This is a genomic window from Pseudomonas aeruginosa (assembly GCF_001457615.1).
GTDB lineage: Bacteria > Pseudomonadota > Gammaproteobacteria > Pseudomonadales > Pseudomonadaceae > Pseudomonas > Pseudomonas aeruginosa.
In genome coordinates this window covers 3,774,165-3,799,058 of the sequence record NZ_LN831024.1, presented here as the reverse complement: position 1 = coordinate 3,799,058, position 24,894 = coordinate 3,774,165, and the positions used below count along the sequence as shown (strand labels likewise).

At 64.5% G+C, this 24,894-nt stretch carries 26 protein-coding genes; 20 read left to right on the top strand and 6 right to left on the bottom strand.

What is annotated here, in order from left to right; translation table 11 throughout:
* Positions 1-285: 285 nt before the first annotated feature.
* The gene (locus tag AT700_RS17350) at positions 286-1,167 is read left to right on the top strand and encodes a LysR substrate-binding domain-containing protein (protein ID WP_003104408.1); all 882 of its coding nucleotides are present in this window, start codon (positions 286-288) and stop codon (positions 1,165-1,167) included.
* Positions 1,168-1,235: 68 nt separating this feature from the next.
* Here AT700_RS17350 and AT700_RS17345 read toward each other — a convergent pair whose 3' ends face one another.
* Positions 1,236-1,415: a PA1571 family protein gene (locus tag AT700_RS17345; protein ID WP_003104406.1), complete on the bottom strand. Its 180-nt coding sequence runs from the start codon at positions 1,413-1,415 to the stop codon at positions 1,236-1,238.
* Positions 1,416-1,624: 209 nt separating this feature from the next.
* Between AT700_RS17345 and AT700_RS17340 the strand changes: the two genes are divergently transcribed.
* Both AT700_RS17340 and AT700_RS17335 read left to right on the top strand, forming a co-directional pair.
* The gene (locus tag AT700_RS17340; RefSeq protein ID WP_048521157.1) at positions 1,625-2,770 is read left to right on the top strand and encodes an ATP-NAD kinase family protein; all 1,146 of its coding nucleotides are present in this window, start codon (positions 1,625-1,627) and stop codon (positions 2,768-2,770) included.
* A 10-nt stretch (positions 2,771-2,780) separates the two neighbouring features.
* Entirely contained in the window at positions 2,781-3,377 is a 597-nt protein-coding gene (locus AT700_RS17335) for a DUF1287 domain-containing protein (protein ID WP_003104401.1), read from the top strand.
* Between the two features lie 117 nt (positions 3,378-3,494).
* On the opposite strand, the gene AT700_RS17330 is transcribed toward AT700_RS17335, so the two are convergent.
* Positions 3,495-3,776, bottom strand: coding sequence for a pyrimidine/purine nucleoside phosphorylase (locus AT700_RS17330; protein ID WP_003087375.1), 282 nt, complete (start codon positions 3,774-3,776; stop codon positions 3,495-3,497).
* A 104-nt stretch (positions 3,777-3,880) separates the two neighbouring features.
* Positions 3,881-4,432 carry an exonuclease domain-containing protein gene (locus AT700_RS17325; RefSeq protein ID WP_003104398.1) on the bottom strand — a complete coding sequence of 184 codons (552 nt, stop codon included), beginning with the start codon at positions 4,430-4,432 and terminating at the stop codon, positions 3,881-3,883.
* 103 nt (positions 4,433-4,535) lie between these two features.
* Between AT700_RS17325 and AT700_RS17320 the strand changes: the two genes are divergently transcribed.
* The gene (locus tag AT700_RS17320) at positions 4,536-5,402 is read left to right on the top strand and encodes an NAD(P)-dependent oxidoreductase (protein ID WP_003104396.1); all 867 of its coding nucleotides are present in this window, start codon (positions 4,536-4,538) and stop codon (positions 5,400-5,402) included.
* Positions 5,403-5,408: 6 nt separating this feature from the next.
* Here AT700_RS17320 and AT700_RS17315 read toward each other — a convergent pair whose 3' ends face one another.
* The gene (locus tag AT700_RS17315) at positions 5,409-5,750 is read right to left on the bottom strand and encodes a DMT family protein (RefSeq protein WP_003104394.1); all 342 of its coding nucleotides are present in this window, start codon (positions 5,748-5,750) and stop codon (positions 5,409-5,411) included.
* 115 nt (positions 5,751-5,865) lie between these two features.
* On the opposite strand from AT700_RS17315, the gene AT700_RS17310 reads away from it, so the two are divergent.
* From AT700_RS17310 to AT700_RS17300, 3 genes are all read left to right on the top strand, one after another.
* Positions 5,866-6,621, top strand: coding sequence for a hypothetical protein (locus tag AT700_RS17310; RefSeq protein ID WP_003104393.1), 756 nt, complete (start codon positions 5,866-5,868; stop codon positions 6,619-6,621).
* Positions 6,622-6,724: 103 nt separating this feature from the next.
* Entirely contained in the window at positions 6,725-6,979 is a 255-nt protein-coding gene (locus AT700_RS17305) for a YkgJ family cysteine cluster protein (protein WP_003087397.1), read from the top strand.
* Positions 6,980-7,112: 133 nt separating this feature from the next.
* Positions 7,113-7,721: an START domain-containing protein gene (locus AT700_RS17300; RefSeq protein ID WP_003104390.1), complete on the top strand. Its 609-nt coding sequence runs from the start codon at positions 7,113-7,115 to the stop codon at positions 7,719-7,721.
* Positions 7,722-7,835: 114 nt separating this feature from the next.
* On the opposite strand, the gene gltA is transcribed toward AT700_RS17300, so the two are convergent.
* A complete protein-coding gene (gltA, locus tag AT700_RS17295; RefSeq protein ID WP_003087400.1) occupies positions 7,836-9,122 on the bottom strand; it encodes a citrate synthase in 1,287 nt (428 codons plus the stop codon).
* A 348-nt stretch (positions 9,123-9,470) separates the two neighbouring features.
* Here gltA and sdhC point away from each other — a divergent pair, with 348 nt between their 5' ends.
* From sdhC to AT700_RS17240, 11 genes are all read left to right on the top strand, one after another.
* Positions 9,471-9,857 carry a succinate dehydrogenase, cytochrome b556 subunit gene (gene sdhC, locus AT700_RS17290; protein WP_003104388.1) on the top strand — a complete coding sequence of 129 codons (387 nt, stop codon included), beginning with the start codon at positions 9,471-9,473 and terminating at the stop codon, positions 9,855-9,857.
* Positions 9,851-10,219, top strand: coding sequence for a succinate dehydrogenase, hydrophobic membrane anchor protein (gene sdhD / locus AT700_RS17285; protein WP_003104386.1), 369 nt, complete (start codon positions 9,851-9,853; stop codon positions 10,217-10,219). Before sdhC ends, sdhD begins: the two co-directional genes overlap by 7 nt.
* Positions 10,220-10,222: 3 nt before the next feature.
* A complete protein-coding gene (gene sdhA, locus AT700_RS17280) occupies positions 10,223-11,995 on the top strand; it encodes a succinate dehydrogenase flavoprotein subunit (protein WP_003087407.1) in 1,773 nt (590 codons plus the stop codon).
* 11 nt (positions 11,996-12,006) lie between these two features.
* Positions 12,007-12,714, top strand: a complete 708-nt coding sequence (locus AT700_RS17275; protein WP_003087410.1) for a succinate dehydrogenase iron-sulfur subunit — start codon at positions 12,007-12,009, stop codon at positions 12,712-12,714.
* A 256-nt stretch (positions 12,715-12,970) separates the two neighbouring features.
* The gene (locus tag AT700_RS17270) at positions 12,971-15,802 is read left to right on the top strand and encodes a 2-oxoglutarate dehydrogenase E1 component (protein ID WP_003087413.1); all 2,832 of its coding nucleotides are present in this window, start codon (positions 12,971-12,973) and stop codon (positions 15,800-15,802) included.
* 42 nt (positions 15,803-15,844) lie between these two features.
* On the top strand, positions 15,845-17,074 hold the full coding sequence (odhB, locus tag AT700_RS17265; protein ID WP_003114264.1) for a 2-oxoglutarate dehydrogenase complex dihydrolipoyllysine-residue succinyltransferase: 1,230 nt from the start codon (positions 15,845-15,847) through the stop codon (positions 17,072-17,074).
* A gap of 68 nt (positions 17,075-17,142) precedes the next feature.
* Positions 17,143-18,579: a dihydrolipoyl dehydrogenase gene (gene lpdA, locus AT700_RS17260; RefSeq protein WP_003087422.1), complete on the top strand. Its 1,437-nt coding sequence runs from the start codon at positions 17,143-17,145 to the stop codon at positions 18,577-18,579.
* Between the two features lie 328 nt (positions 18,580-18,907).
* Positions 18,908-20,074 carry an ADP-forming succinate--CoA ligase subunit beta gene (gene sucC / locus AT700_RS17255; RefSeq protein ID WP_003087425.1) on the top strand — a complete coding sequence of 389 codons (1,167 nt, stop codon included), beginning with the start codon at positions 18,908-18,910 and terminating at the stop codon, positions 20,072-20,074.
* Positions 20,074-20,961, top strand: a complete 888-nt coding sequence (gene sucD, locus AT700_RS17250) for a succinate--CoA ligase subunit alpha (protein ID WP_003087428.1) — start codon at positions 20,074-20,076, stop codon at positions 20,959-20,961. Before sucC ends, sucD begins: the two co-directional genes overlap by 1 nt.
* Positions 20,962-21,271: 310 nt before the next feature.
* On the top strand, positions 21,272-22,585 hold the full coding sequence (gene brnQ / locus AT700_RS17245; RefSeq protein WP_003114263.1) for a branched-chain amino acid transport system II carrier protein: 1,314 nt from the start codon (positions 21,272-21,274) through the stop codon (positions 22,583-22,585).
* Positions 22,586-22,730: 145 nt separating this feature from the next.
* Positions 22,731-23,495 carry a DUF599 domain-containing protein gene (locus AT700_RS17240; protein WP_003106486.1) on the top strand — a complete coding sequence of 255 codons (765 nt, stop codon included), beginning with the start codon at positions 22,731-22,733 and terminating at the stop codon, positions 23,493-23,495.
* 58 nt (positions 23,496-23,553) lie between these two features.
* Here AT700_RS17240 and AT700_RS17235 read toward each other — a convergent pair whose 3' ends face one another.
* A complete protein-coding gene (locus AT700_RS17235) occupies positions 23,554-23,790 on the bottom strand; it encodes a hypothetical protein (RefSeq protein WP_003087435.1) in 237 nt (78 codons plus the stop codon).
* A 172-nt stretch (positions 23,791-23,962) separates the two neighbouring features.
* On the opposite strand from AT700_RS17235, the gene AT700_RS17230 reads away from it, so the two are divergent.
* Together AT700_RS17230 and AT700_RS17225 are read left to right on the top strand one after the other, a co-directional pair.
* The gene (locus tag AT700_RS17230; protein WP_003106488.1) at positions 23,963-24,436 is read left to right on the top strand and encodes a PaaI family thioesterase; all 474 of its coding nucleotides are present in this window, start codon (positions 23,963-23,965) and stop codon (positions 24,434-24,436) included.
* The gene (locus tag AT700_RS17225; protein WP_003087441.1) at positions 24,433-24,879 is read left to right on the top strand and encodes a PaaI family thioesterase; all 447 of its coding nucleotides are present in this window, start codon (positions 24,433-24,435) and stop codon (positions 24,877-24,879) included. Before AT700_RS17230 ends, AT700_RS17225 begins: the two co-directional genes overlap by 4 nt.
* The last annotated feature ends 15 nt before the right edge of the window (positions 24,880-24,894 follow it).

Genomic DNA, 24,894 nt, shown 5'->3' with positions numbered 1-24,894 from the left:
GCGGTGCCTGGTCAGAGGTATCTGGAGTCGGCTTCACCTCCTGGGTAAGGGTTGCGGCTGCCCTGGCAGGGGCTGGCTGCCGAGGCGCTGGCGCGTTGTGGTGAAGCGATGGAAACAATTCCGGATAAATAAATGAAATCGATTTATCAAATTTTAAATATAAGTTTTACTTGTTTGTCCGTAAGCCTGGCGCGGCGTGGGTCGAGGAAGTTGACCGAACGGTCATTCCCGTGTGCGCCGCCCATGGCGCGGAACCCCTTGTCCTGCCTGGAATGGTGAAGGTCCATGTCGGTATCCCATGCACAGTTGAAGGCTTTCCATGCGGTCGCCGTGTACGGCAGCTTCACGCGCGCCGCCGAGCGCCTGTTTCTCACCCAGCCGGCGGTTTCCGACCAGGTGCGGAAGCTGGAGGAGCGTTACGGCGTGCTGCTGTTCCACCGTAACAAGCGCTCGGTGCGCCTGAGCGAACTGGGCGAGCGCCTGCTCGCGGTGACCCAGCGGCTGTTCGCGATCGAGGCCGAGGCGGAGGAGCTGTTGTCCGCCTCCAGCGCCCTGCAGACCGGCACCCTGACCCTGGCGGTGGATGCGCCGGTGCACGTATTGCCGCAGATCGCGCGTTTCTGCGAGCGCTATCCGGGCATCGCGGTGCGGGTGGAGACCGGCAATACCGACGAGTCTCTGCAGCGACTGTTCAGCTACCAGGCCGACCTGGCTCTGTTGGGCCGGGACGTCAGCGACGAGCGGTTGCTTTCGCTGACCCTGCGCAACGACCCGATCGTCGCTTTCGTTTCGCTCAGCCATCCGTGGGCCGGGCGCGAGTCGATCCGGCTCGCCGATCTCGACGACATGCCGCTGGTGCTGCGCGAGCAGGGCTCGGTGACCCGCCAGACCCTGGAGGAGGAGATGAGCCGCGCCGGCCTGCGGATCCGTCCGGCGATCCAGGTCGAGGGCCGCGAGGCCTCGCGCGAGGCGGTGGTGGCGGGGATCGGCGTGGGGGTGGTGTCGGCCGCGGAGTTCGGCGCCGACACGCGGGTCCATGCGCTACCCATCGTCGATTGCCAGCGACGCCTGACCGAGACCCTGGTGTGCCTGCGCGAACAGCGTTCGCGGCGGATCGTCGAGACCTTCCTCGACCTGGTCGGCGAGGACCTGCCGGCGCCGAGCTAGGGCGCGGCTTCGCGCAAGCGAAAAAAAGCCCGGCGGATGCCGGGCTTCGAAGTCGTGCTGGCGGGCGCTCAGGCCTGCTTCTGTTCCTGCTCCAGGGACCTGTCCAGTTCGCGGCAGGCGCGCTGGATCATCACCTCGGTGATCGGGATCTCCCGGCCCTGGGCGTCGATGATGGCGCCACCGGTGTGCTGCTGCGTATTGAAGGGGATCACGCGGCGCTTGGCGGTATCGGTGTGTTGCGAATTCATTGCCCGTCTCCTCATCAGGTTTATCGGCAGTCTAGGGAGCGCAGATGAAACCGCCGTGACAAACGGCGGATGTCGTGCCGCTCCAACGCGAAAGCCATGGACCATAGCAATCTTGCAGTCGGCGTGCCAGCTTGCCGGCTACCGCTGGGTTTTTCTGGTTATAGTGGTCCGACCGGTGTGGGCGTCCTGGAGTTCGCCCGAGGATGAGTATGGACATGTTTCGCCTGGGGTTGGTGGTCAATCCCCTGGCCGGGCTGGGTGGCCCGGTCGCCTTGAAGGGCAGCGACGGGGTGGCTGCCGAGGCCCTGGCCAGAGGCGCCGAACCACGTGCGCTGGAGCGCACCCGGATAGCCCTGGAGTGCCTGTTGCCGCTGGTCGAGAAGATCGAGTTCCTGACCTTTCCCGGGGCCATGGGCGGCGAGTTGCTCGAGCGCATGGGCTTCCGCCATCGCCTGCTCGGCGAGTGGCAGGGAGCGGTCAGCAGCGCGGCGGATACCCGGTTGGCGGTCGAGCGTTTGCAGGAGGCCGGCGTCGCCCTGATCCTGTTCGCCGGTGGTGATGGCACAGCACGGGATGTTGCCGGGGTGGTGCGCGAGCAACAGCCGGTGCTCGGCATTCCGGCCGGGGTGAAGATCCACTCCGGGGTCTATGCCATCAGTCCGCGCGCGGCCGGCGAATTGGCCAGGCGCCTGGTCGAGGGCGGCCTGGTGCGCCTGGCCAGCGGCGAAGTGCGCGACCTCGACGAAGAGGCGCTGCGCGCCGGCCGCGTCGCCGCGCGTTGGTACGGCGAGATGACAGTGCCGGAGGAGGGCCACTTCATGCAGCACGTGAAGCAGGCAGGGATGGAGTCCGAGGAGCTGGTGCTGGTGGACCTCGCCGACTGGCTGGCGGAAAACTGGGAAGACGGCGTGCGCTATGTGCTCGGACCGGGCTCGACCTTGCATGGCCTGGCGCGCAACCTCGGCCTGGAAACCACCCTGCTGGGCGTCGACGTGCTGGAGAATGGCGCGGTGATTGCCCGCGACGTCGACGAGGCGCGGCTGTTCGAACTGGTGGACGGTCATCCGGCGTACCTGCTGGTCACCGCCATCGGCGGCCAGGGCCACGTGATCGGTCGCGGCAACCAGCAGATCAGTCCCCGGGTGTTGCGCGCCATCGGCCTGGAGCGCATGCGGGTGGTCGCCACCAAGCGCAAGCTGGGGACCCTCGGGGGCCGCCCGTTGCTGGTCGACAGCGGCGACCCGGTGCTGGACGACAGCTTCCCGGACGCCATCCGGGTCTGGGCCGGCTACAAGGAAGAACTGCTGTATCCGCTGGGATACGCGAAGGACCAGGACGCGCCCGCGGGCGCTTAGGAGGAAAAGGATGGACAAGGACGTATCCGGCGCGCTGCGCCGCCTGTTGCTGCTCGCCATGCTCGGACTGCCGCTGGTGGCGGCCGCTGCGGTCGAACCGCAGCGACTGGTGGATGCGGCGCGTGCCCAGGTGGGCGTTACCCTGGGCTACGACCCGGCCTACCGGCAACTGGACTATCCGGGCGGCGACGTGCCGCTGCAGACCGGGGTCTGCACCGACGTGGTGGTCCGTGCGCTGCGCGGACAGGGGCTGGATCTACAGAAGGCGGTGCACGAGGACATGCGTCGCCACTTCGCGGCCTACCCGCAGCAATGGGGAATGAAAGGTACCGACCGCAACATCGATCACCGCCGCGTACCGAACCTGATGACCTGGTTCAGCCGCCAGGGCCTGGCCCTGGCGCCTAGCCGCGACGCTTCCGCCTACCGGGCCGGAGACATAGTCGCCTGGCGCCTGGACAACGGCCTGCTGCATATCGGCGTGCTTTCCGATCGCAGGCTGGAGGGCAGGCCGCTGGTGTTGCACAACATCGGTGCCGGCGTGCGGGAAGAGGACCTGCTGTTCCGCTACCAGGTCATCGGCCACTACCGCTTCCCGCAGGGCTGAATGGGCTGGGCAAGCCGCTCCAGCGGCGGATGAGCGCAGCTCGATTCCTCCGCCGCAGCCGCTGGACGGCGGGCAAGAAAAAACCGGCCTGCGGCCGGTTTTCCTGTCTGCCCGGGCTCAGCGATATTCGCAGAGGTAGGCGGTGTCCTGGGCGACCTTGAGCTGGAACTTGCTGTTCGCCGGGACGGTGAACTGGCTGCCGCTGGCGTATTCCTGCCACTCGTCACTGCCCGGCAGCTTGACCGTCAGCGCGCCGGCGACCACATGCATGATCTCCAGCTGGCTGGTGCCGAACTCGTATTCGCCTGCCGCCATCACGCCGATGGTGGCCGGGCCGGCGGTCATGTCGAAGGCGATGGATTTGACGGTGCCGTCGAAGTATTCGTTGACCTTGAACATGGGCTTCTCCTGAAGGGGTGAACAGGCGGGTTTGAAAAGGCCCGCCAGTATGCCCAAGCCTCGGAAAGGCGTCACTAGGCGTCACTAGGCGGCGCGGGCCTCGTTCAATGCTCCACCGGCAATACCAGCGGCAGCAGCCGTGCGGTATTGCGGGCATCCTCCAGGGCGCGGTGCTGCTGGCCCTGGAAACTCATCCCGGCCAGTTGCAGGGCCGCGTTCAGGCCGACCGGGCGGGGCAACTGGCGGACTTCGCCGAAGCGTTGCTTGAGATTGACGTGCGGCACTTCGCTGAGCTGGCTGGTCAGCCCGTGCTGGCGCCATTCCTGCTCCAACTGGCGGCGGTCGTAGTCGCCCCAACTGGCCCAGCCGGCCAGTCGCGGACGATGCTGGGCGAGCCAGCGCTCGAAGGCTTCCCAGACCGTATTGAGATGGGCTGCGCCATCGACGTTGGCCTGGCTGATATGCGTGAGGTCGCGGCAGAAGTGGGTCAGCAGCGGCCGCCTGACCGGCCGTACGAAACGCTGGAAGTGGTCCAGTTCGCGGGCGTCCGCGGCGGCGACCAGGGTGGCGCCGATCTCGATGATTTCCATTTCCTCCAGGGGCCAGCCGCCTTCCGCGGTGGTGGCCTCCAGATCGATTACCAGCCAGTGAGGCATCGGAGCTATCCATACCAGGGTCCGCGCTGAGTATGGCGGGGCTTCCGGACCTCGGCAAACCGCTGTGCTAGGCTGCGGGATCGGATTTCGAGGAGATGACGGAATGACTGCGGTCGCATTTCTCGGCCTGGGCACGATGGGCTACCCGATGGCCGGGCACCTGCAACGAGAGGGCTACGACGTCTGTGTCTACAATCGCTCGTCGGCCAAGGCGCTGCGCTGGGTCGAGGAGTACGCCGGACGGCGCGCCGATACGCCGCGCGAGGCCTGTGCTGGCGCCGAGCTGGTGTTCTGTTGCGTCGGTAACGACGACGACCTGCGTGCCGTGGCGCTGGGCGAGCAGGGCGCCTTCGCCGGAATGGCGCCGGGCAGCCTGTTCGTCGACCACACCACCGCTTCGGCGGAAGTCGCCCGCGAGCTGTCGCTGCTGGCTGCCGAGCGTGAGCTGGGCTTTCTCGACGCGCCGGTCTCCGGCGGCCAGGCAGGCGCGGTCAACGGCGCCCTGACGGTGATGGTCGGTGGCGAGGAGGCCTTCTATCGACGCGCCGAACCGCTGTTGCGCAGCTATGCGCGGATGGTCCGGCGAATGGGCGACGTGGGTAGCGGGCAATTGACCAAGATGGTCAACCAGATCTGCGTCGCGGGACTGCTCCAGGGCCTGGCCGAGGCGCTGCACTTCGCCCGGTGCGCCGGTCTCGATGGCGAGGCGGCGATGCAGGTGATCGGCAAGGGCGCGGCCCAGTCCTGGCAACTGGAAAACCGCCACCAGAGCATGCTGGCCGGAGAGTTCGACTTCGGCTTCGCCGTGGACTGGATGCGCAAGGACCTGTCGATCCTGCTCGCCGAGGCGCGGCGCAACGGCGCGCAGTTGCCGGTCACGGCGCTGGTCGACCAGTTCTACGCCGAAGTGCAGGCGATGGGCGGCGGTCGTTGGGATACCTCCAGCCTGATCGCCCGGCTGCGTTCGTGACGCGGCTCAGGCGCGGAAGATGAAGTACACCGCGCCGAGCAGGCACAGGCCGGCCCAGAGGTAGTCCAGTTTCAGCGGCTGCTGCATGAAGTAGACGCTGAACGGGACGAAGATCGCCAAGGTGATGACTTCCTGCATGATCTTCAGTTGGCCGACCGAGAGTTCGGTGTAGCCGATGCGGTTGGCCGGTACCTGCAGCAGGTATTCGAACAGCGCGATACCCCAACTGATCAGGGCGGCGATGATCCAGGGCTTGCTGTTGAGAGTCTTCAGATGACCATACCAGGCGAAGGTCATGAACAGGTTGGAACAGGCTAGCAACAAGGCGGTTTGCAGCCAGACGGGCATGATGGGTGGGCTCCGGGGGATTGGGACGGCGCCGCAGCCTAATTGGCTGCGGCGATAAATCCAAGTGGGCAGGCATCGACCGGTAGGGGCTGGTGCTCGGAAAAGGATGAAAGGTATGCGGTTGCACAAACGCTCGCTGGTCTGGGGGCTCGCCTTGAGCGGGCTGGCCGTCGTGCTGGCGGCCGCCTGGTGGGCGAGCCAGGCGTCGCGGGAGCCGGCTCTGTGGAGCGAGCTGCGGGTGCCGCCGGCGTTTGCCATCCCGCGCGATTTCGACCTGGGCGAATACCGCTTGAGCTGGGGCGGCAAGAGCCTCGCCCTGTCAGTGGCGGGTAGCGCTCGGCCGCCGTTGTGGGAGAGCGAGGGCGGTTTTCTCGGGGCCGGGCGGGAAAGCGCCGGTCGCCTGCAGTTGCGCTGCCAGGAGCAGAGCCTGGAGAGCTTCGAACTGGTCGGTCGACGCTTGTCCCTGAAGGGGCACCTGCGCTGCGCCGATGGCCGGCTCAGCGCCTACGAGCTGTCGTTCGAGCCGCGCCAGGGCGGCGTGGAGGTGCGCGTCGCGCTGGCGGACAGCGAGCTGAACCGGGTCGCCCTGTCCTGGCGGCGTGGAGCGGGGGAGCGCTTGTCCGGTATCGTCGATGACGAGGCGGAAGGTCGCTCCTGGGTCTTGCCGGCCGGGGTCGCCGGCTACTGGAGTTCCGCTGGCAACGCCTTCCTCGGCCACTCGACGGCGGCGCAATCCCTCGACCTGCGCGAGCCGGGCCGCGTGCAATGGCGGGCAGCGACGGAGTCGGCCAGGGCCTGGCTGTTCGCTGCCGGCAACCGCGAGCAGTGGCAGCTTCGCAGCGCGCGTCTCGAGGCGGAAACGCGCCGCTGATCCGCCGGGCTTGGCGGCGGCCTGGCCGGTCCGTATTCTTTGCGCCCGTTTCGGACGGCTGTCCTGGCCGCTCCTCTGCCAACTTTCGGGCGAGATCCTTCCCATGCAATGTAGAGCCGGCTGCGGCGCCTGCTGCATAGCACCGTCGATTTCCTCTCCGCTGCCGGGTATGCCGGCCGGCAAGCCCGCGGGCGTACGCTGCCTGCACCTGGACGAAAACCATCTCTGCGGGCTGTTCGGCCGACCGGAGCGACCGGCCGTATGCGGCCAGTTCGGCGCCGATCCGGAAATCTGCGGCGACAGCCGTGAGCAGGCGCTAGCCCTGATCGCGGAGTGGGAAGTCATCACTGCCGCTTGAACGGGTTGGAAGTCTGGCTGTCTCACGCCATACTGCTGCGCATCCTGCGCCGAAGGCTCAGGATCGCGGCTTGCAGGGCGTCGACCGCCCGGCCGGCGAACCGAAAATAACCATAAAGAGAGGAACAGGAACGATGCGTGGCATTTTGCGTATGACCGTGCTGGCTGCCGCAGTGTTCGGGGTGGCCGGCAATGCGCTGGCCGAAGACTGGAAGCTGGCCAAGGACGAGGATGGCGTGAAGGTCTACCTCAGCAGTGTCCAGGGCTCCAAGTACAAGGCTTATCGCGGCGTTACCGACATCAAGGCCGACGTGGCGACCATCGAGGCGCTGCAGGAGGACGTCAAGGGTTCCTGCAAGTGGATCCATGCCTGCGCCGAGATGAAACTCCTGAAGCAGGAAGGCGCCGACGCCTGGACCTACTCGAAGATCGACATGCCCTGGCCAGTTACCGGTCGCGACGTGGTCATCCATGTCACCACCGAGAAGACTGCGGATGGCACCGTGATCCGTCACCTTAAGGCCGATCCGACCTATATCCCCGAGGAAAAGGGCCAGATCCGCGTGCCCAAGCTGGTCGGCGAGTGGAAGTTGCAGCCGAAGGGGCAGGGCGTGACGGAAGTGACCTACCAGGTGGAAACCGAGCCGGGTGGCAGCATTCCTTCCTGGTTGGCCAACAGCTTCGTGGTCGACGCGCCGCTGAACACCCTCAAGGGCCTGCGTAGCGCTGCCGAGAAGCGCTGAGCGCGCCTTCCCTGCAAAAAGACCGCCTCCGGGGCGGTTTTTTTGTGTCCGGCGGAAAGGGGCGGGCACAAAAAAGGCTGCCGAAGCAGCCTTTCTCGCCGGACGTGACGGGTTTCAGCCGCGATCCTTGAGGGCGGTGAAGTCGCGCTGGGTGTGGCCGGTATAGAGCTGGCGCGGGCGGCCGATCTTGTAGGGGCCGGAGAGCATTTCCTGCCAGTGCGAGATCCAGCCGACGGTACGCGCCAGGGCGAAGATCACGGTGAACATGCTGGTCGGAATGCCGATCGCCTTGAGGATGATCCCCGAGTAGAAGTCGACGTTCGGGTACAGGTTGCGTTCCACGAAGTAGGGGTCGTGGCGGGCGATTTCTTCCAGCTTCATCGCCAGTTCCAGTTGCGGGTCGTTGATGCCCAGCTCCTGGAGGACCTCGTCGCAGGTCTGCTTCATGACCTTGGCGCGCGGGTCGAAGTTCTTGTAGACACGATGGCCGAAGCCCATCAGCTTGAACGGATCGTTCTTGTCCTTGGCCTTCTCGACGAACTTGTCGATGTTGGACACGTCGCCGATCTCGTCGAGCATGCGCAGCACCGCTTCGTTCGCGCCGCCATGGGCCGGTCCCCACAGGGCGGCGATGCCGGAGGCGATGCAGGCGAACGGATTGGCGCCGGAGGAGCCGGCCAGACGCACCGTGGAGGTGGAGGCGTTCTGCTCGTGGTCGGCGTGGAGAATGAAGATGCGGTCCATGGCCTTGGCCAGCACGGGGCTGATCGGCTTGGTCTCGCAGGGGGTGTTGAACATCATGTGCAGGAAGTTTTCCGCGTAGTTCAGGTCGTTACGCGGATACATCATCGGCTCGCCCTTGGAGTACTTGTACACCATGGCGGCGATGGTCGGCATCTTGGCGATCAGGCGATGCGCGGAGACTTCGCGATGCTTCGGGTTATTGATGTCCAGGGAGTCGTGGTAGAAGGCCGAGAGGGCGCCGATCACGCCGCACATCACGGCCATCGGGTGGGCGTCGCGGCGGAAGCCGTTGAAGAAGGTCTTCAACTGCTCGTGAACCATGGTGTGGTTCTTGATGGTGCCGACGAACTGTTCCTTCTGCGCGGCGGTGGGCAGCTCGCCGTTCAGCAGCAGGTAGCAGGTTTCCAGGTAGTCGGATTTCTCTGCCAGTTGCTCGATGGGGTAGCCGCGATGGAGGAGGACGCCTTTGTCGCCGTCGATATAGGTGATCTTCGACTCGCAGGAGGCGGTCGACATGAAGCCAGGATCGAAGGTGAAGTGGCCCGTGGCGGTGAGGCCCCGTACATCCACTACATCGGGACCCATGGTACCGGATAGGACGGGCAGTTCGACGGGGGCTGAGCCCTCGATGATCAACTGCGCTTTTTTGTCAGCCATGATGGCCTCCTATTTATGCTTGAAATCATCAGTACCCCCCACGCAGGGCCCGCACCACTATAGAGGGATAAATTCGAAAGTCAATTTGCGCGAATCCATGCCGTAGAGCCTTCCGTGGCGGGGTTTTCGCAGAAAAAGGGGGCTATTTACGCCTTTTATAAAAGGCCCGCAATCAACCATTTGGCGATGGGTGTTTTCGTTGTCATTAGTAGCCTAACTGTCTATACTCGGCGTCCGACCGCAAGGGGTATTCCTGGCCCGCTTTCATAGACGGTCGCCACTCCCTGGTGATGGGTACCTGACAAGTGCACTTCCCGACAACTAGCCCTGTTCGTTAGGGCTCTCAGTGTGAAAAAAGCCGTGAATAGCAAACGACCTGTAAACCTAGACCTAAGGACCATCAAACTCCCTGTCACCGCTTACACGTCCATTCTCCACCGTATCTCTGGCGTCATCCTGTTCCTCGGTATTGCCGTGCTGCTGTTCGCGCTCGACAAGTCGCTGAGTTCGGAAGAAGGCTTCGAGCAGGTGAAGGCGTGCCTGACCAGTCCCCTGGCCAAGCTGGTGATCTGGGGCCTGCTGTCTGCGCTGCTGTACCACCTGGTGGCCGGTGTTCGCCACCTGGTCATGGACGCTGGCGTCGGCGAGACGCTGGAAGGCGGTAAGCGTGGCTCCAAAATCGTCATCGCCATCGCGGTGGTGCTGATCGTTCTGGCGGGGGTATGGGTATGGTAACTAACGTCACAAACTTCTCGCGCTCCGGCCTCTACGACTGGATGGCCCAGCGCGTTTCCGCGGTCGTTCTCGCGGCTTATGTCATTTTCCTGCTGGGCTACCTCATTGCTCACCCCAACATTTCCTACGCGGACTGGCACGGCCTGTTCTCGCAGGGTTGGATGCGCATCTTCAGCCTGTTGACCCTGGTTGCCCTGAGCGTCCATGCGTGGGTCGGTATGTGGACCATCTCCACCGACTACCTGACTTCGATGGCTCTCGGCAAGGCGGCGACAGTCGTGCGTTTCCTCTTCCAGGCGGTTTGCGGCATGGCGATGTTCGCATTCTTCGTCTGGGGTGTGCAGATTCTTTGGGGTATGTGATCCATGGCTAGCATTCGTACACTTTCCTTTGACGCCATCATCGTCGGTGGCGGTGGCGCCGGCATGCGTGCCGCGCTGCAACTGGCCCAGGGCGGCCACAAGACCGCCGTGGTGACCAAGGTCTTCCCGACCCGTTCCCACACCGTATCCGCACAGGGTGGCATCACCTGCGCGATCGCTTCGGCCGACCCGAACGACGATTGGCGTTGGCACATGTACGACACCGTCAAGGGCTCCGACTACATCGGTGACCAGGACGCGATCGAATACATGTGTTCCGTCGGCCCCGAGGCCGTGTTCGAGCTCGAGCACATGGGCCTGCCGTTCTCCCGTACCGAAACCGGCCGCATCTACCAGCGTCCGTTCGGCGGCCAGTCCAAGGACTTCGGCAAGGGTGGCCAGGCCGCCCGTACCTGCGCCGCCGCCGACCGTACCGGCCACGCGCTGCTGCACACCCTGTACCAGGCCAACCTGAAGAATGGCACCTCGTTCCTCAACGAGTGGTACGCGGTCGACCTGGTGAAGAACCAGGACGGCGCGGTGGTCGGCATCATCGCCATCTGCATCGAGACCGGCGAGACCGTCTACATCCGTTCCAAGGCCGTGGTCCTGGCCACTGGCGGTGCCGGCCGTATCTACGCCTCCACCACCAACGCGCTGATCAACACCGGTGACGGCGTGGGCATGGCCCTGCGTGCCGGCGTGCCGGTGCAGGACATCGAGATGTGGCAGTTCCACCCGACCGGCATCGCCGGCGCCGGTGTACTGGTCACCGAAGGTTGCCGCGGCGAAGGCGGTTACCTGATCAACGCCCACGGCGAGCGCTTCATGGAGCGTTATGCGCCGAACGCGAAGGACCTGGCCGGCCGCGACGTGGTCGCCCGTTCCATGGTCAAGGAAGTCCTGGCCGGCAACGGCGTGGGCCCGAACAAGGACCACGTGCTGCTGAAGCTCGACCACCTCGGCGAGGAAGTCCTGCACAGCCGCCTGCCCGGCATCTGCGAACTGTCCAAGACCTTCGCCCACGTCGACCCGGTCGTTGCGCCGATCCCGGTGATCCCGACCTGCCACTACATGATGGGTGGCGTTGCCACCAACATCCATGGCCAGGCCATCACCCAGGACGCCAACGGCAACGACCAGATCGTCGAAGGCCTGTTCGCCGTAGGCGAAGTGGCCTGCGTATCGGTACACGGCGCCAACCGCCTGGGCGGCAACTCGCTGCTCGACCTGGTGGTATTCGGCCGTGCCGCCGGTCTGCACCTGGAAAAAGCGCTGAAAGAGGGCATCGACGCCCGCGGCGCTTCCGAGAGCGACCTGGAAGCCTCCTTCAAGCGCCTGAACGGCGTGAACGAGCGCACCAGCGGCGAAGAAGTCGCTCCGCTCAAGCGCGAGCTGCAAAGCTGCATGCAGAACTACTTCGGTGTGTTCCGCACCGGCGAGTACATGCAGAAGGGCATCGCCCAGCTGGCCGACCTGCGCGAGCGTATCGCCAACGTCAAGATCAACGACAAGAGCCAGGCATTCAACACCGCGCGCATCGAAGCGCTGGAACTGCAAAACCTCCTCGAGGTGGCCGAGGCCACCGCGATCGCGGCCGAGCACCGCAAGGAGTCCCGTGGCGCCCACGCCCGTGAAGACTTCGAGGAGCGCGACGACGAGAACTGGCTGTGCCACACCCTGTACTTCCCGGGTGAGAAGCGCGTATCCAAGCGTTCCGTCAACTTCGCGCCGAAGACCGTTCCGGCATTCGAACCCAAGGTTCGGACTTACTAAGGGTGCCCGCCATGTTGCAAGTGAGTGTTTATCGTTACAACCCCGACAAAGATGCTGCGCCGTACATGCAGGATTTCCAGGTCGACACCAACGGCAAGGACGTGATGGTCCTCGACGTGCTGGCGCTGATCAAGGAACAGGACGAGGGCTTCTCCTACCGTCGTTCCTGCCGTGAAGGCGTCTGCGGCTCCGATGGCATGAACATCAACGGCAAGAACGGCCTGGCCTGCATCACCCCGCTGTCGGCCGCCGGCCTGAAGGGCGGCAAGCTGGTGATCCGTCCGCTGCCCGGCCTGCCGGTCATTCGTGACTTGGTCGTGGACATGAGCATCTTCTACAAGCAATACGAGAAGGTGAAGCCGTTCCTGCAGAACGATACGCCGGCCCCGGCCATCGAGCGTCTGCAGACCCCGGAAGAGCGCGAGAAGCTGGACGGTCTGTACGAGTGCATCCTGTGCGCCTGCTGCTCGACCTCCTGCCCGTCCTTCTGGTGGAACCCCGACAAGTTCCTCGGTCCGGCCGCACTGCTGCAAGCCTATCGTTTCCTGGCCGACAGCCGTGACACCAAGACCGAAGAGCGCCTGGCTTCGCTGGACGACCCGTTCAGTGTGTTCCGCTGCCGCGGAATCATGAACTGCGTGAACGTTTGCCCGAAGGGTCTGAACCCGACCAAGGCGATCGGCCACGTGCGTAATATGCTGCTGCAGAGCGGAACCTGATCCTCTCGCAGTTGTTATATGAGTTGTACCTAGCAACACCTGTGGCGCCGGAGTTCTTCCGGCGTCGCAGCAACTAAGCGGGCCAAGCTCACAAAGCCATGGCCCAGATTTGAAAAATATGACCAGCAGGGGCATCCGGGCTGGTACCCGGACTATCTGCGGGATCTGTAGTGGCCATACCGATGTCGCTGCCTGAGGACTTCGGAGCCTTCAAGGTTTCGCCAGGTGGTTGTCCCCTTACCGAGGGTGACCTAGCATGCACGAAAGCGTAATGCAGCGGATGTGGAACAGTGCCCATCTATCCGGTGGTAACGCTGCCTACGTCGAAGAGCTCTACGAGCTCTACCTGCACGACCCTAACGCTGTGCCAGAAGAGTGGCGCACGTATTTCCAGAAGCTTCCCGCCGATGGCAATCCCGCCCCCGACGTCTCGCACTCCACAGTGCGCGATCATTTCGTCCTGCTGGCCAAGAACCAGCGCCGTGCCCAGCCGGTTTCCGCCGGTAGCGTGAGCAGCGAGCACGAGAAGAAGCAGGTCGAAGTCCTTCGTCTCATTCACGCTTACCGTCTCCGCGGCCACCAGGCTTCCACCCTCGACCCGCTCGGCCTGTGGCAGCGTCCCGCGCCTGCCGACCTGTCGATCGACCACTACGGTCTGACGGGTGCCGACCTGGACACCACTTTCCGCACCGGTGAGCTTTACATCGGCAAGGAAGAGGCGACCCTGCGTGAAATCGTCGACAGCCTGAAGAGCACCTACTGCGGTACCTTCGGCGCCGAGTTCATGCACATCGTCGATTCCGAGCAGCGCAAGTGGTTCCTCCAGCGTCTGGAAAGCGTGCGTGGTCGTCCCGGCTTCTCCGCCGAGGCGCGTGCGCACCTGCTCGAGCGCCTGACCGCGGCCGAAGGCCTGGAGAAGTACCTGGGCACCAAGTACCCGGGCACCAAGCGTTTCGGCCTGGAAGGCGGCGAAAGCCTGATCCCGATGGTCGACGAGATCATCCAGCGCTGCGGTTCCTACGGCGCCAAGGAAATCGTCATCGGCATGGCTCACCGCGGTCGCCTGAACGTCCTGGTCAACACCCTGGGCAAGAACCCGCGCGACCTGTTCGACGAGTTCGAAGGCAAGAAGATCGTCGAGCTGGGCTCCGGTGACGTGAAGTACCACCAGGGCTTCTCCTCGAACGTGATGACCAGCGGTGGCGAAGTCCACCTGGCGCTGGCGTTCAACCCGTCCCACCTGGAAATCGTTTCCCCGGTGGTCGAGGGTTCCGTTCGTGCCCGCCAGGACCGCCGCAAGGACAGCTCCGGCGACAAGGTGGTACCGATTTCCATCCACGGCGATGCCGCCTTCGCGGGGCAGGGCGTGGTCATGGAAACCTTCCAGATGTCGCAGACCCGCGCCTACAAGACCGGTGGCACCATCCACCTGGTGATCAACAACCAGGTCGGTTTCACCACCAGTCGCCAGGACGATGCGCGTTCCACCGAGTACGCCACCGACGTGGCGAAGATGATTCAGGCGCCGATCTTCCACGTCAACGGCGACGATCCCGAAGCCGTGCTGTTCGTCACCCAGCTGGCCGTCGACTACCGCATGCAGTTCAAGCGTGACGTGGTCATCGACCTGGTCTGCTACCGTCGCCGCGGCCACAACGAGGCGGACGAGCCGAGCGGCACCCAGCCGCTGATGTACCAGCAGATCGCCAAGCAGCGTACTACCCGCGAGCTGTACGCCGATGCCCTGGTGAATGCCGGCGTGCTCAGCGCCGAGCAGGTTCAGTCGAAGATCGACGACTACCGCGACGCCCTGGACAACGGCCTGCACGTGGTGAAGAGCCTGGTCAAGGAACCCAACAAGGAACTGTTCGTCGACTGGCGTCCGTACCTGGGTCATGCCTGGACCGCGCGTCACGACACCCGCTTCGACCTGAAGACCCTGCAGGAACTGTCCAGCAAGATGCTGGAAGTGCCGGAAGGCTTCGTGGTTCAGCGCCAGGTTTCGAAGATCTACGAAGATCGCCAGAAGATGGCGGCCGGTGGCCTGCCGATCAACTGGGGCTTCGCCGAGACCCTGGCCTACGCGACCCTGCTGTTCGAAGGCCATCCGGTACGGATGACCGGCCAGGACGTCGGCCGTGGCACCTTCTCGCACCGTCACGCGGTGCTGCACAACCAGAAGGATGACTCGGTCTACGTACCGCTGGCCAATCTGTTCGACGGCCAGCCGCGCCTGGATATCTACGATTCCTTCCTTTCGGAAGAGGCCGTGCTGGCGTTCGAATACGGTTTCGCCACCACCACGCCGAACTCGCTGGTGATCTGGGAAGCCCAGTTCGGCGACTTCGCCAACGGCGCCCAGGTGGTCATCGACCAGTTCATCACCAGTGGCGAAAGCAAATGGGGCCGACTCTGCGGCCTGACCATGCTGCTGCCGCACGGCTATGAGGGGCAGGGCCCGGAGCACTCCTCCGCGCGCCTGGAGCGCTACCTGCAGCTCTGTGCCGAGCAGAACATCCAGGTCTGCGTGCCGACCACCCCGGCTCAGGTCTACCACATGCTCCGCCGTCAGGTGATCCGCCCGCTGCGCAAGCCGCTGGTGGTGATGACGCCGAAGTCCCTGCTGCGTCACAAGCTCGCCATCTCGACCCTGGAAGATCTGGCCAACGGTTCCTTCCAGACCGTGATCCCGGAAATCGACAGCCTGGATCCGAAGAAGGTCGACCGCGTCGTGCTGTGCAGCGGCAAGGTGTACTACGACCTGCTGGAGAAGCGTCGCGCGGAAGGCCGCGAAGATACCGCGATCGTCCGTATCGAGCAGCTGTATCCGTTCCCGGAAGACGACCTGGCGGAAGTTCTGGCTCCGTACAAGAACCTCAAGCACATCGTCTGGTGCCAGGAAGAGCCGATGAACCAGGGCGCCTGGTTCTGCAGCCAGCATCACATGCGTCGTGTCATCGCCGCGCACAAGAAGGGCCTCAATCTCGAGTACGCCGGCCGCGAAGGCTCCGCTGCTCCGGCTTGCGGCTACGCCTCGATGCACGCCGAGCAGCAGGAAAAACTGCTGCAAGACGCCTTTACTGTTTAACGCCTACGCGCTGAAGAAACCGAATTTAAGGAAACGCACACAATGGCTATCGAAATCAAAGCCCCAACCTTCCCGGAATCGGTCGCCGACGGCACCGTCGCCACCTGGCACAAGAAGCCGGGCGAAGCAGTCAAGCGCGACGAACTGATCGTCGACATCGAGACCGACAAGGTGGTCATCGAGGTTCTCGCCGAGGCTGACGGCGTGCTGGCCGAGATCATCAAGAACGAAGGCGACACCGTTCTGAGCAACGAGCTGCTCGGCAAGCTGAACGAAGGCGGCGCCGCCGCTCCGGCCGCTCCGGCTGCCGCTGCGCCCGCCGCCGCTCCGGCTGCACAGGCCGCCGCTCCGGCCGCCGCTGGCGGCGACGACGCCATCCTGTCCCCGGCCGCGCGCAAGCTGGCCGAGGAAGCCGGCATCGATCCGAACAGCATCGCCGGCACCGGCAAGGGCGGTCGCGTGACCAAGGAAGACGTGGTCGCTGCGGTCGAAGCGAAGAAGAACGCCCCGGCCGCCCCGGCCAAGCCTGCCGCCCCGGCTGCCGAGGCGCCGATCTTCGCCGCCGGCGACCGTGTCGAGAAGCGCGTGCCGATGACCCGCCTGCGGGCCAAGGTCGCCGAGCGCCTGGTCGAGGCGCAGTCCGCCATGGCCATGCTGACCACCTTCAACGAGGTCAACATGAAGCCGATCATGGACCTGCGTTCGAAGTACAAGGACCTGTTCGAGAAGAAGCACAACGGCGTGCGCCTGGGCTTCATGTCCTTCTTCGTCAAGGCCGCCACCGAGGCGCTGAAGCGCTTCCCGGGGGTCAACGCTTCCATCGACGGCAACGACATCGTCTACCACGGCTACCAGGACATCGGCGTTGCCGTTTCCAGCGACCGCGGCCTGGTGGTTCCGGTGCTGCGTAACGCCGAGTTCATGAGCCTGGCCGAGATCGAGGGCGGCATCGCCAACTTCGGCAAGAAGGCGAAGGAAGGCAAGCTGACCATCGAAGACATGACCGGCGGCACCTTCACCATCTCCAACGGTGGCGTGTTCGGTTCCCTGCTGTCGACTCCGATCGTCAACCCGCCGCAGACCGCCATCCTCGGCATGCACAAGATCCAGGAGCGCCCGATGGCCGTGAACGGCCAGGTGGTGATCCTGCCGATGATGTACCTGGCGCTGTCCTACGACCACCGTCTGATCGACGGCAAGGAAGCGGTGAGCTTCCTGGTGGCGATCAAGGACCTGCTGGAAGATCCGGCTCGCCTGCTGCTGGACGTCTGATTTAGCGTTTCTCTTCACGGCGGCCCCCTCGTGGGGCCGTCCGGTTTCACCCGAATAAGGATTGAGATATGAGCCAGAAATTCGACGTGGTAGTGATTGGTGCCGGCCCCGGCGGTTACGTTGCCGCCATCCGCGCTGCCCAGCTGGGCCTGAAGACCGCCTGCATCGAGAAGTACATCGGCAAGGAAGGCAAGGTGGCGCTCGGCGGTACCTGCCTGAACGTTGGCTGCATCCCGTCCAAGGCGCTGCTGGACAGCTCCTACAAGTACCATGAGGCCAAAGAGGCCTTCAAAGTCCATGGTATCGAAGCCAAGGGCGTCACCATCGACGTTCCGGCGATGGTTGCGCGCAAGGCCAACATCGTCAAGAACCTGACCGGCGGCATCGCTACCCTGTTCAAGGCCAACGGCGTGACCTCCTTCGAAGGCCACGGCAAGCTGCTGGCCAACAAGCAGGTGGAAGTGACCGGTCTGGACGGCAAGACCCAGGTCCTGGAAGCCGAGAACGTGATCATCGCTTCCGGCTCCCGCCCGGTGGAGATCCCGCCGGCCCCGCTGACCGACGACATCATCGTCGACTCCACCGGCGCCCTGGAATTCCAGGCCGTGCCGAAGAAGCTGGGTGTGATCGGCGCCGGCGTCATCGGCCTGGAGCTGGGTTCGGTATGGGCCCGCCTGGGTGCCGAGGTGACCGTGCTGGAAGCCCTGGACAAGTTCCTCCCGGCTGCCGACGAGCAGATCGCCAAGGAAGCCCTGAAGGTCCTGACCAAGCAAGGCCTGAACATTCGCCTGGGTGCCCGCGTGACCGCTTCGGAAGTGAAGAAGAAGCAGGTCACCGTGACCTTCACCGACGCCAACGGCGAGCAGAAGGAAACCTTCGACAAGCTGATCGTCGCGGTCGGCCGTCGCCCGGTGACCACCGACCTGCTGGCCGCCGACAGCGGCGTGACCCTGGACGAGCGTGGCTTCATCTACGTCGACGACCACTGCAAGACCAGCGTTCCGGGCGTCTTCGCCATCGGTGACGTGGTTCGCGGCGCGATGCTCGCGCACAAGGCCTCGGAAGAGGGCGTGATGGTCGCCGAGCGCATCGCCGGCCACAAGGCGCAGATGAACTACGACCTGATTCCGTCGGTCATCTACACCCACCCGGAAATCGCCTGGGTCGGCAAGACCGAGCAGACCCTCAAGGCCGAGGGCGTCGAAGTCAACGTCGGCACCTTCCCGTTCGCCGCCAGCGGTCGCGCGATGGCTGCCAACGACACCACCGGCCTGGTCAAGGTCATCGCCGATGCGAAGACCGACCGCGTCCTGGGCGTCCACGTGATCGGCCCGAGCGCCGCCGAGCTGGTACAGCAAGGCGCGATCGGCATGGAATTCGGCACCAGCGCCGAAGACCTGGGCATGATGGTCTTCTCTCACCCGACGCTGTCCGAAGCCCTGCACGAAGCTGCCCTGGCAGTGAATGGCCATGCCATCCACATCGCCAACCGCAAGAAGCGCTGAGTGATCCGACGCCCCGGTTCACGCCAGGGGCGTCACAGCGACGCGGGACGCGTCGTCCGTCAGGCCAGGACAGGTTCCTGGCCTTGTCGGGTCCGGGTTCTGTAGAATCCACGGTTTGCCGCCTGCGTCGGGATGCCGCAGGCGGCAGACTTTCAGAAGAACCACGGCGGGTGAGCGCCGGCGACCGTTGCGAGGTGGCCGCGGGCGTATGCCGCCGGACTGTTTTTTCGCGAGCCGGGTGGTTCGCGAAACGACGGTCACAGGTGGTGGGGCGCCACGAGCGCTCCGCCGAAATGCGCAATACCTAGACGAATAACGGTAGACAAGCATGAATCTCCACGAATATCAGGGTAAGCAGCTGTTCGCTGAATACGGCCTGCCTGTATCCAAGGGCTTTGCCGTAGACACCCCCGAAGAGGCCGCAGAAGCCTGCGACAAGATCGGCGGCAGCGAGTGGGTCGTCAAAGCTCAGGTGCACGCCGGCGGCCGCGGTAAAGCGGGCGGTGTGAAGCTGGTGAAGAGCAAAGAGGACGCCAAGGCGTTCGCCCAGCAGTGGCTGGGCAAGAACCTGGTGACCTACCAGACCGACGCCAACGGCCAGCCGGTCAGCAAGATCCTGGTGGAGTCCTGCACCGACATCGACAAGGAGCTGTACCTCGGCGCCGTCGTCGATCGTTCCAGCCGCCGCATCGTGTTCATGGCTTCCACCGAAGGTGGCGTGGACATCGAGAAGGTCGCCCACGACACTCCCGAGAAGATCCTCAAGGCTACCATCGACCCGCTGGTCGGCGCGCAGCCGTACCAGGGCCGCGAGCTGGCCTTCCAGCTGGGCCTGAAGGGCGACCAGATCAAGCAGTTCACCCATATCTTCGTCGGCCTGGCGAAGCTGTTCCAGGACTACGACCTGGCCCTGCTGGAAGTGAACCCGCTGGTGATCAAGAAAGACGGCAACCTGCACTGCCTGGATGCCAAGATCAACATCGACAGCAACGCCCTGTACCGTCAGCCGAAGCTGCGCGCCATGCACGACCCGTCCCAGGACGACGCCCGTGAAGCCCATGCGCAGAAGTGGGAGCTGAACTACGTCGCGCTGGAAGGCAACATCGGCTGCATGGTCAACGGCGCCGGCCTGGCCATGGGTACCATGGACATCGTCAACCTGCACGGCGGCAAGCCGGCCAACTTCCTCGACGTTGGCGGCGGTGCGACCAAGGAGCGCGTGACCGAAGCGTTCAAGATCATCCTGTCCGACAGCAACGTGAAGGCTGTCCTGGTGAACATCTTCGGCGGCATCGTGCGTTGCGACATGATCGCCGAAGGCATCATCGGCGCCGTCAAAGAAGTCGGCGTGAAGGTTCCGGTTGTCGTCCGCCTGGAAGGCAACAACGCTGAACTGGGTGCCAAGGTCCTGGCCGAAAGCGGCCTGAACATCATCGCGGCAACCAGCCTGACCGACGCTGCCCAGCAAGTCGTCAAGGCCGCGGAGGGTAAGTAATGAGCGTCCTGATCAACAAAGACACCAAAGTCATCTGCCAAGGCTTCACCGGTAGCCAGGGCACCTTCCACTCCGAACAGGCCATCGCCTATGGCACCAAGATGGTCGGCGGCGTGACCCCCGGCAAGGGCGGCACCACCCACCTCGGCCTGCCGGTGTTCAACACCGTCAAGGAAGCCGTGGAAGCCACCGGCGCCGAAGCCTCGGTCATCTACGTTCCGGCTCCGTTCTGCAAGGACTCGATCCTGGAAGCGGCATTCGGCGGCATCAAGCTGATCGTCTGCATCACCGAAGGCATCCCGACCCTCGACATGCTGGACGCCAAGGTCAAGTGCGACGAGCTGGGCGTACGCCTGATCGGCCCGAACTGCCCGGGCGTGATCACTCCCGGCGAGTGCAAGATCGGCATCATGCCGGGTCACATCCACCTGCCGGGCAAGGTAGGCATCGTGTCGCGTTCCGGCACCCTGACCTACGAAGCCGTGAAGCAGACCACCGACGCCGGCTTCGGCCAGTCCACCTGCGTGGGCATCGGCGGCGACCCGATCCCGGGCTCCAACTTCATCGACATCCTGAAGCTGTTCCAGGAAGATCCGCAGACCGAAGCCATCGTCATGATCGGCGAGATCGGCGGTTCCGCCGAAGAAGAAGCCGCGGCCTTCATCAAGGCCAACGTGACCAAGCCGGTGGTGTCCTACATCGCTGGTGTGACTGCCCCTCCGGGCAAACGCATGGGCCACGCCGGCGCCATCATCTCCGGCGGCAAGGGCACCGCGGACGAGAAGTTCGCCGCCCTGCAGGACGCCGGTGTGAAGACCGTGCGTTCCCTGGCCGACATCGGCAAGGCCCTGGCCGAGCTGACCGGTTGGGAAGTGAAGAAGGCCTGATTTCCCGGGTTTTCTGAGTTCCAGGACGAAGGCCACCGCCTCACAGCGGTGGCCTTCGTCGTTCTATCGCATCCGTCAAACGAATGTTGCCGCGATGCGCTATCATTGCCAACGGTTCGTGTCCGACAAAACCCCGGGCGCGCCACGCATCATCCCGCAGGCCAGTGCGCCTGCAGCTATAACGCCACATGGCCCTCAAAAGGGGTCGGGCGGCTTGACCGGTCCTCCTCATCCGGAAGGACGTTGTTTCCTAACACCCCCAAAGGGAAACCCCGAACAACCGAGACTTCTGCCAGTGGTACATCCTCCTATGACTCATTTGAAAGGGTTCGACCTGCTCGCCCTTGGCTTCATGACGTTCGCGCTTTTTCTCGGCGCGGGTAACATCATCTTTCCTCCCAGTGCCGGCATGGCGGCGGGCGAACACGTATGGAGCGCGGCTTTCGGCTTCCTCCTTACCGGTGTCGGCCTGCCGTTGCTGACGGTGGTCGCCCTGGCCCGGGTCGGAGGCGGTATTGGCCGCCTGACCCAGCCGATCGGGCGGCGCGCGGGAGTGGCGTTCGCCATCGCCGTCTATCTTGCCATCGGCCCGCTGTTCGCCACCCCGCGTACAGCCGTGGTGTCCTTCGAGATGGGCGTCGCGCCCTTCACCGGGGACGGCGGCGTGCCGTTGCTCATCTATACCGTCGCTTACTTCTCCGTGGTTCTGTTCCTGGTGCTGAACCCGGGTCGCCTTGTCGACCGGGTCGGAAAGGTCATCACGCCGGTGCTGCTGTCGGCCCTGCTGGTCCTTGGCGGCGCGGCGATCTTCGCGCCGGCGGGAGAGATCGGCAGCAGTTCCGGCGAGTACCAGAGCGCGCCCCTGGTGCAGGGCTTCCTGCAGGGCTACCTGACCATGGATACCCTCGGTGCGCTGGTCTTCGGTATCGTCATCGCCACCGCCATTCGCGACCGCGGCATCAGCGACAGCCGGCTGGTCACGCGCTATTCCATGATCGCTGGGGTCATCGCCGCCACCGGCCTGTCCCTGGTCTACCTGGCGCTGTTCTATCTTGGCGCCACCAGCCAGGGCATCGCCGGCGACGCCCAGAATGGCGTACAGATCCTCACCGCCTATGTGCAGCAGACCTTTGGCGTTTCCGGCAGCCTGTTGCTGGCGGTGGTCATCACCCTGGCCTGCCTGACCACGGCGGTAGGGCTGATCACGGCGTGCGGCGAGTTCTTCAGCGACCTGCTGCCGGTTTCGTACAAGACGGTGGTGATCGTGTTCTCGCTGTTCAGCCTGCTGGTCGCCAACCAGGGACTGACCCAGTTGATCAGCCTTTCGGTACCGGTTCTGGTGGGACTCTATCCGCTCGCCATCGTGCTGATCGCCCTGAGCCTGTTCGACCGGCTCTGGGTGTCGGCCCCGCGGGTGTTCGTGCCGGTGATGATCGTCGCGCTGCTCTTCGGCATCGTCGACGGGCTGGGGGCGGCCAAGCTGAACGGGTGGGTGCCGGACGTCTTCGCCAAGCTTCCGCTCGCCGATCAGAGCCTTGGCTGGCTGCTGCCGGTATCCATTGCGCTGGTCCTGGCAGTCGTTTGCGATCGGCTGCTGGGCAAGCCGCGCGAAGCGGTCGCCTGAGACGTCAGGCGAACCCCAGGAAGGCCGCCTCCGGGCGGCCTTTTTCATGAGCCGACGAAAGTCGTGTCCTGGCCGCGGCGAGCGGCGTCCCAACGGCGCGAAACAACGGCGGGGCGATTCCCGGCCGGCTCAAGAGGGAGTTTTCATGACCGCCGAACTCGGCATTTTCAACGGGCACCTGCTGCAACACCTGCTGGCGGCGCTCTGGTTCCTGTTCTGCTGGGTGGGCTACACCCGCTACGCCACCTGGAAGGGTCGCGACACCGCCTGCCTGGCCAGCGTCCTGCACCTCTACCGGGAGGACTGGATGCGCCGGTTGCTGCTGCGCGACAACCGTATCGCCGACGCCAGCGTGATCGGTAACCTGGAGCGTAACGCGTCGTTCTTCGCCTCCAGCACGCTGATCATCCTCGCCGGCATCCTCACCCTGCTGGGCTCCACCGATCGCGCCGTCTCGGTACTGGCCGACCTGCCGTTCGTGGAGGAGGCCAGCCGGGGACTATCGGAACTGAAGCTGCTGTGCCTGGCAGTGGTCTTCGTCTATGCCTTCTTCACCTTCAGCTGGTGCATGCGCCAATACAACTTCGCGGCGATCCTGGTCGGCTCGGCACCGATGATCGGCGAGCGCAACGTCGGCGAGCTGGAGCGCAAATCCTTTGCCGAGCGTGCCGCCCGGGTCATCTCGCTGGCGGCCAACCAGTTCAACTTCGGCTTGCGCTCGTACTATTTCGGCCTGGCCATGCTCGCCTGGTTCATCAATTCCTGGTTCTTCATGCTGGTGACGGCCGGCGTGGTGCTGGTCCTGTATCGCCGCGAATTCCATTCGGACGTGCTGGAGGTGATGGTCTACACCGAGACCGCAATCGCCGAAAGCCCGCGGGAAGGCGAGGGCGAGGTGCCCAGGGGCTGAATCCCGGGCATGAAAAAGCCCGCTTGCGCGGGCTCTTTCAGGGTACGTCAACGAGAACTTATTGCTGGTTCTGTTGCGGTTGCTCCGGAGTCGGTGCCGGAGTCTGCGGGGTTGCCGGAGTGTCGCTCGACGGCGCCGGGGCGCTGGGCTCGGCAGGGGGAGTAGCCGGAGCGCTCGGCTGGGTCTCGGTAGCCGGAGCTGCCGGGGCCGCTGCCTTGTCTTCCTCTTTCTTGTCGCAAGCGGCCAGGCCAAGGCTGGCAGCGAGCAGCAGGGCAAGAGTTACGGTCTTTTTCATCGTTTAGCCTCCATGTGCGGCTTTCCTCGTTGTAGCCCTTTGAACATTTGCGCTGGCGTGAAGTTCCACACACTTCGACTATTTCGATCGTTATGTCCAAAACCCCGGCTGCCGGGGCTTTGGCGGCAGGGTATGATTCGCCCTCCAGAAAACTCCCAGCAAGGTCGCCGTCATGTCGGAAAATCCTCTCCTCGAGCGCGCCCGGCGCTTTCTCTCGGCCTTGCGTCATTGCCAGGTGCTGGGGTTGACGGTCGAGGCCGCCGACGAGAAAGGACTGACCCTGCGCCTGCCCTACAGCCAGGCGATCATCGGCAACCCGGAAAGCGGGGTCGTCCACGGCGGCGCGATCACCACCCTGATGGACACCACCTGTGGTATTTCCACGGTCTGCGTGCTGCCGGACTTCGAGATCTGCCCGACGCTCGACCTGCGCATCGACTACATGCATCCCGCCGAACCGCACAAGGATGTCTATGGCTTCGCCGAGTGCTACCGGGTCACGCCGAACGTGATCTTCACCCGCGGCTTCGCCTACCAGGACGATCCGGGCCAGCCCATCGCCCATGTCGTCGGCGCTTTCATGCGCATGGGCGGTTCGGCCCGCGCCGGGGCGGCCAGGCCGGCCGCGCAGGGAGGTGCGGCATGAGCCCGACCAGCCTCGAGCAACTGGTCCGCGACGCGCGTCGGAACAACGACTACAGCCCGCTGGTGGAGCTGATCCCGTACGCCAAGCTGCTCGGCATCGAATGCCTGCGCCTGGGCGACGACATGGTCTTCCGCCTGCCGGCGAACAAGGACAACATCGGCAACCCGACCCTGCCGGCCATCCATGGCGGCGTGATCGCCGGCTTCATGGAGCATGCGGCGATGTTGCACCTGCTGACTTTCATGAGCATTCCGCACCTGCCGAAGATCATCGATTTCTCCATCGATTACCTGCGTGCCGGGCACTTCCGCGATACCTACGCGCAATGCCAGGTCTGGCGCCAGGGGCGACGGGTGGCGAACGTCGCGATCAACGCCTGGCAGACCACCCAGGGCGAGCCCATCGCCACTGCGCGGGCGCATTTCAAGGTGGACGAGCCGTGAGCCGTACGCTGCGGA

Coding starts and splice junctions, on each gene's coding strand:
- AT700_RS17350 (WP_003104408.1), top strand. CDS start 286: ATGTCGGTATCCCATGCACAGTTGAAGGCTTTCCATGCGGTCGCCGTG.
- AT700_RS17345 (WP_003104406.1), bottom strand. CDS start 1,415: ATGAATTCGCAACACACCGATACCGCCAAGCGCCGCGTGATCCCCTTC.
- AT700_RS17340 (WP_048521157.1), top strand. CDS start 1,625: ATGGACATGTTTCGCCTGGGGTTGGTGGTCAATCCCCTGGCCGGGCTG.
- AT700_RS17335 (WP_003104401.1), top strand. CDS start 2,781: ATGGACAAGGACGTATCCGGCGCGCTGCGCCGCCTGTTGCTGCTCGCC.
- AT700_RS17330 (WP_003087375.1), bottom strand. CDS start 3,776: ATGTTCAAGGTCAACGAATACTTCGACGGCACCGTCAAATCCATCGCC.
- AT700_RS17325 (WP_003104398.1), bottom strand. CDS start 4,432: ATGCCTCACTGGCTGGTAATCGATCTGGAGGCCACCACCGCGGAAGGC.
- AT700_RS17320 (WP_003104396.1), top strand. CDS start 4,536: ATGACTGCGGTCGCATTTCTCGGCCTGGGCACGATGGGCTACCCGATG.
- AT700_RS17315 (WP_003104394.1), bottom strand. CDS start 5,750: ATGCCCGTCTGGCTGCAAACCGCCTTGTTGCTAGCCTGTTCCAACCTG.
- AT700_RS17310 (WP_003104393.1), top strand. CDS start 5,866: ATGCGGTTGCACAAACGCTCGCTGGTCTGGGGGCTCGCCTTGAGCGGG.
- AT700_RS17305 (WP_003087397.1), top strand. CDS start 6,725: ATGCAATGTAGAGCCGGCTGCGGCGCCTGCTGCATAGCACCGTCGATT.
- AT700_RS17300 (WP_003104390.1), top strand. CDS start 7,113: ATGCGTGGCATTTTGCGTATGACCGTGCTGGCTGCCGCAGTGTTCGGG.
- gltA (WP_003087400.1), bottom strand. CDS start 9,122: ATGGCTGACAAAAAAGCGCAGTTGATCATCGAGGGCTCAGCCCCCGTC.
- sdhD (WP_003104386.1), top strand. CDS start 9,851: ATGGTAACTAACGTCACAAACTTCTCGCGCTCCGGCCTCTACGACTGG.
- sdhA (WP_003087407.1), top strand. CDS start 10,223: ATGGCTAGCATTCGTACACTTTCCTTTGACGCCATCATCGTCGGTGGC.
- AT700_RS17275 (WP_003087410.1), top strand. CDS start 12,007: ATGTTGCAAGTGAGTGTTTATCGTTACAACCCCGACAAAGATGCTGCG.
- AT700_RS17270 (WP_003087413.1), top strand. CDS start 12,971: ATGCACGAAAGCGTAATGCAGCGGATGTGGAACAGTGCCCATCTATCC.
- odhB (WP_003114264.1), top strand. CDS start 15,845: ATGGCTATCGAAATCAAAGCCCCAACCTTCCCGGAATCGGTCGCCGAC.
- lpdA (WP_003087422.1), top strand. CDS start 17,143: ATGAGCCAGAAATTCGACGTGGTAGTGATTGGTGCCGGCCCCGGCGGT.
- sucC (WP_003087425.1), top strand. CDS start 18,908: ATGAATCTCCACGAATATCAGGGTAAGCAGCTGTTCGCTGAATACGGC.
- sucD (WP_003087428.1), top strand. CDS start 20,074: ATGAGCGTCCTGATCAACAAAGACACCAAAGTCATCTGCCAAGGCTTC.
- brnQ (WP_003114263.1), top strand. CDS start 21,272: ATGACTCATTTGAAAGGGTTCGACCTGCTCGCCCTTGGCTTCATGACG.
- AT700_RS17240 (WP_003106486.1), top strand. CDS start 22,731: ATGACCGCCGAACTCGGCATTTTCAACGGGCACCTGCTGCAACACCTG.
- AT700_RS17235 (WP_003087435.1), bottom strand. CDS start 23,790: ATGAAAAAGACCGTAACTCTTGCCCTGCTGCTCGCTGCCAGCCTTGGC.
- AT700_RS17230 (WP_003106488.1), top strand. CDS start 23,963: ATGTCGGAAAATCCTCTCCTCGAGCGCGCCCGGCGCTTTCTCTCGGCC.
- AT700_RS17225 (WP_003087441.1), top strand. CDS start 24,433: ATGAGCCCGACCAGCCTCGAGCAACTGGTCCGCGACGCGCGTCGGAAC.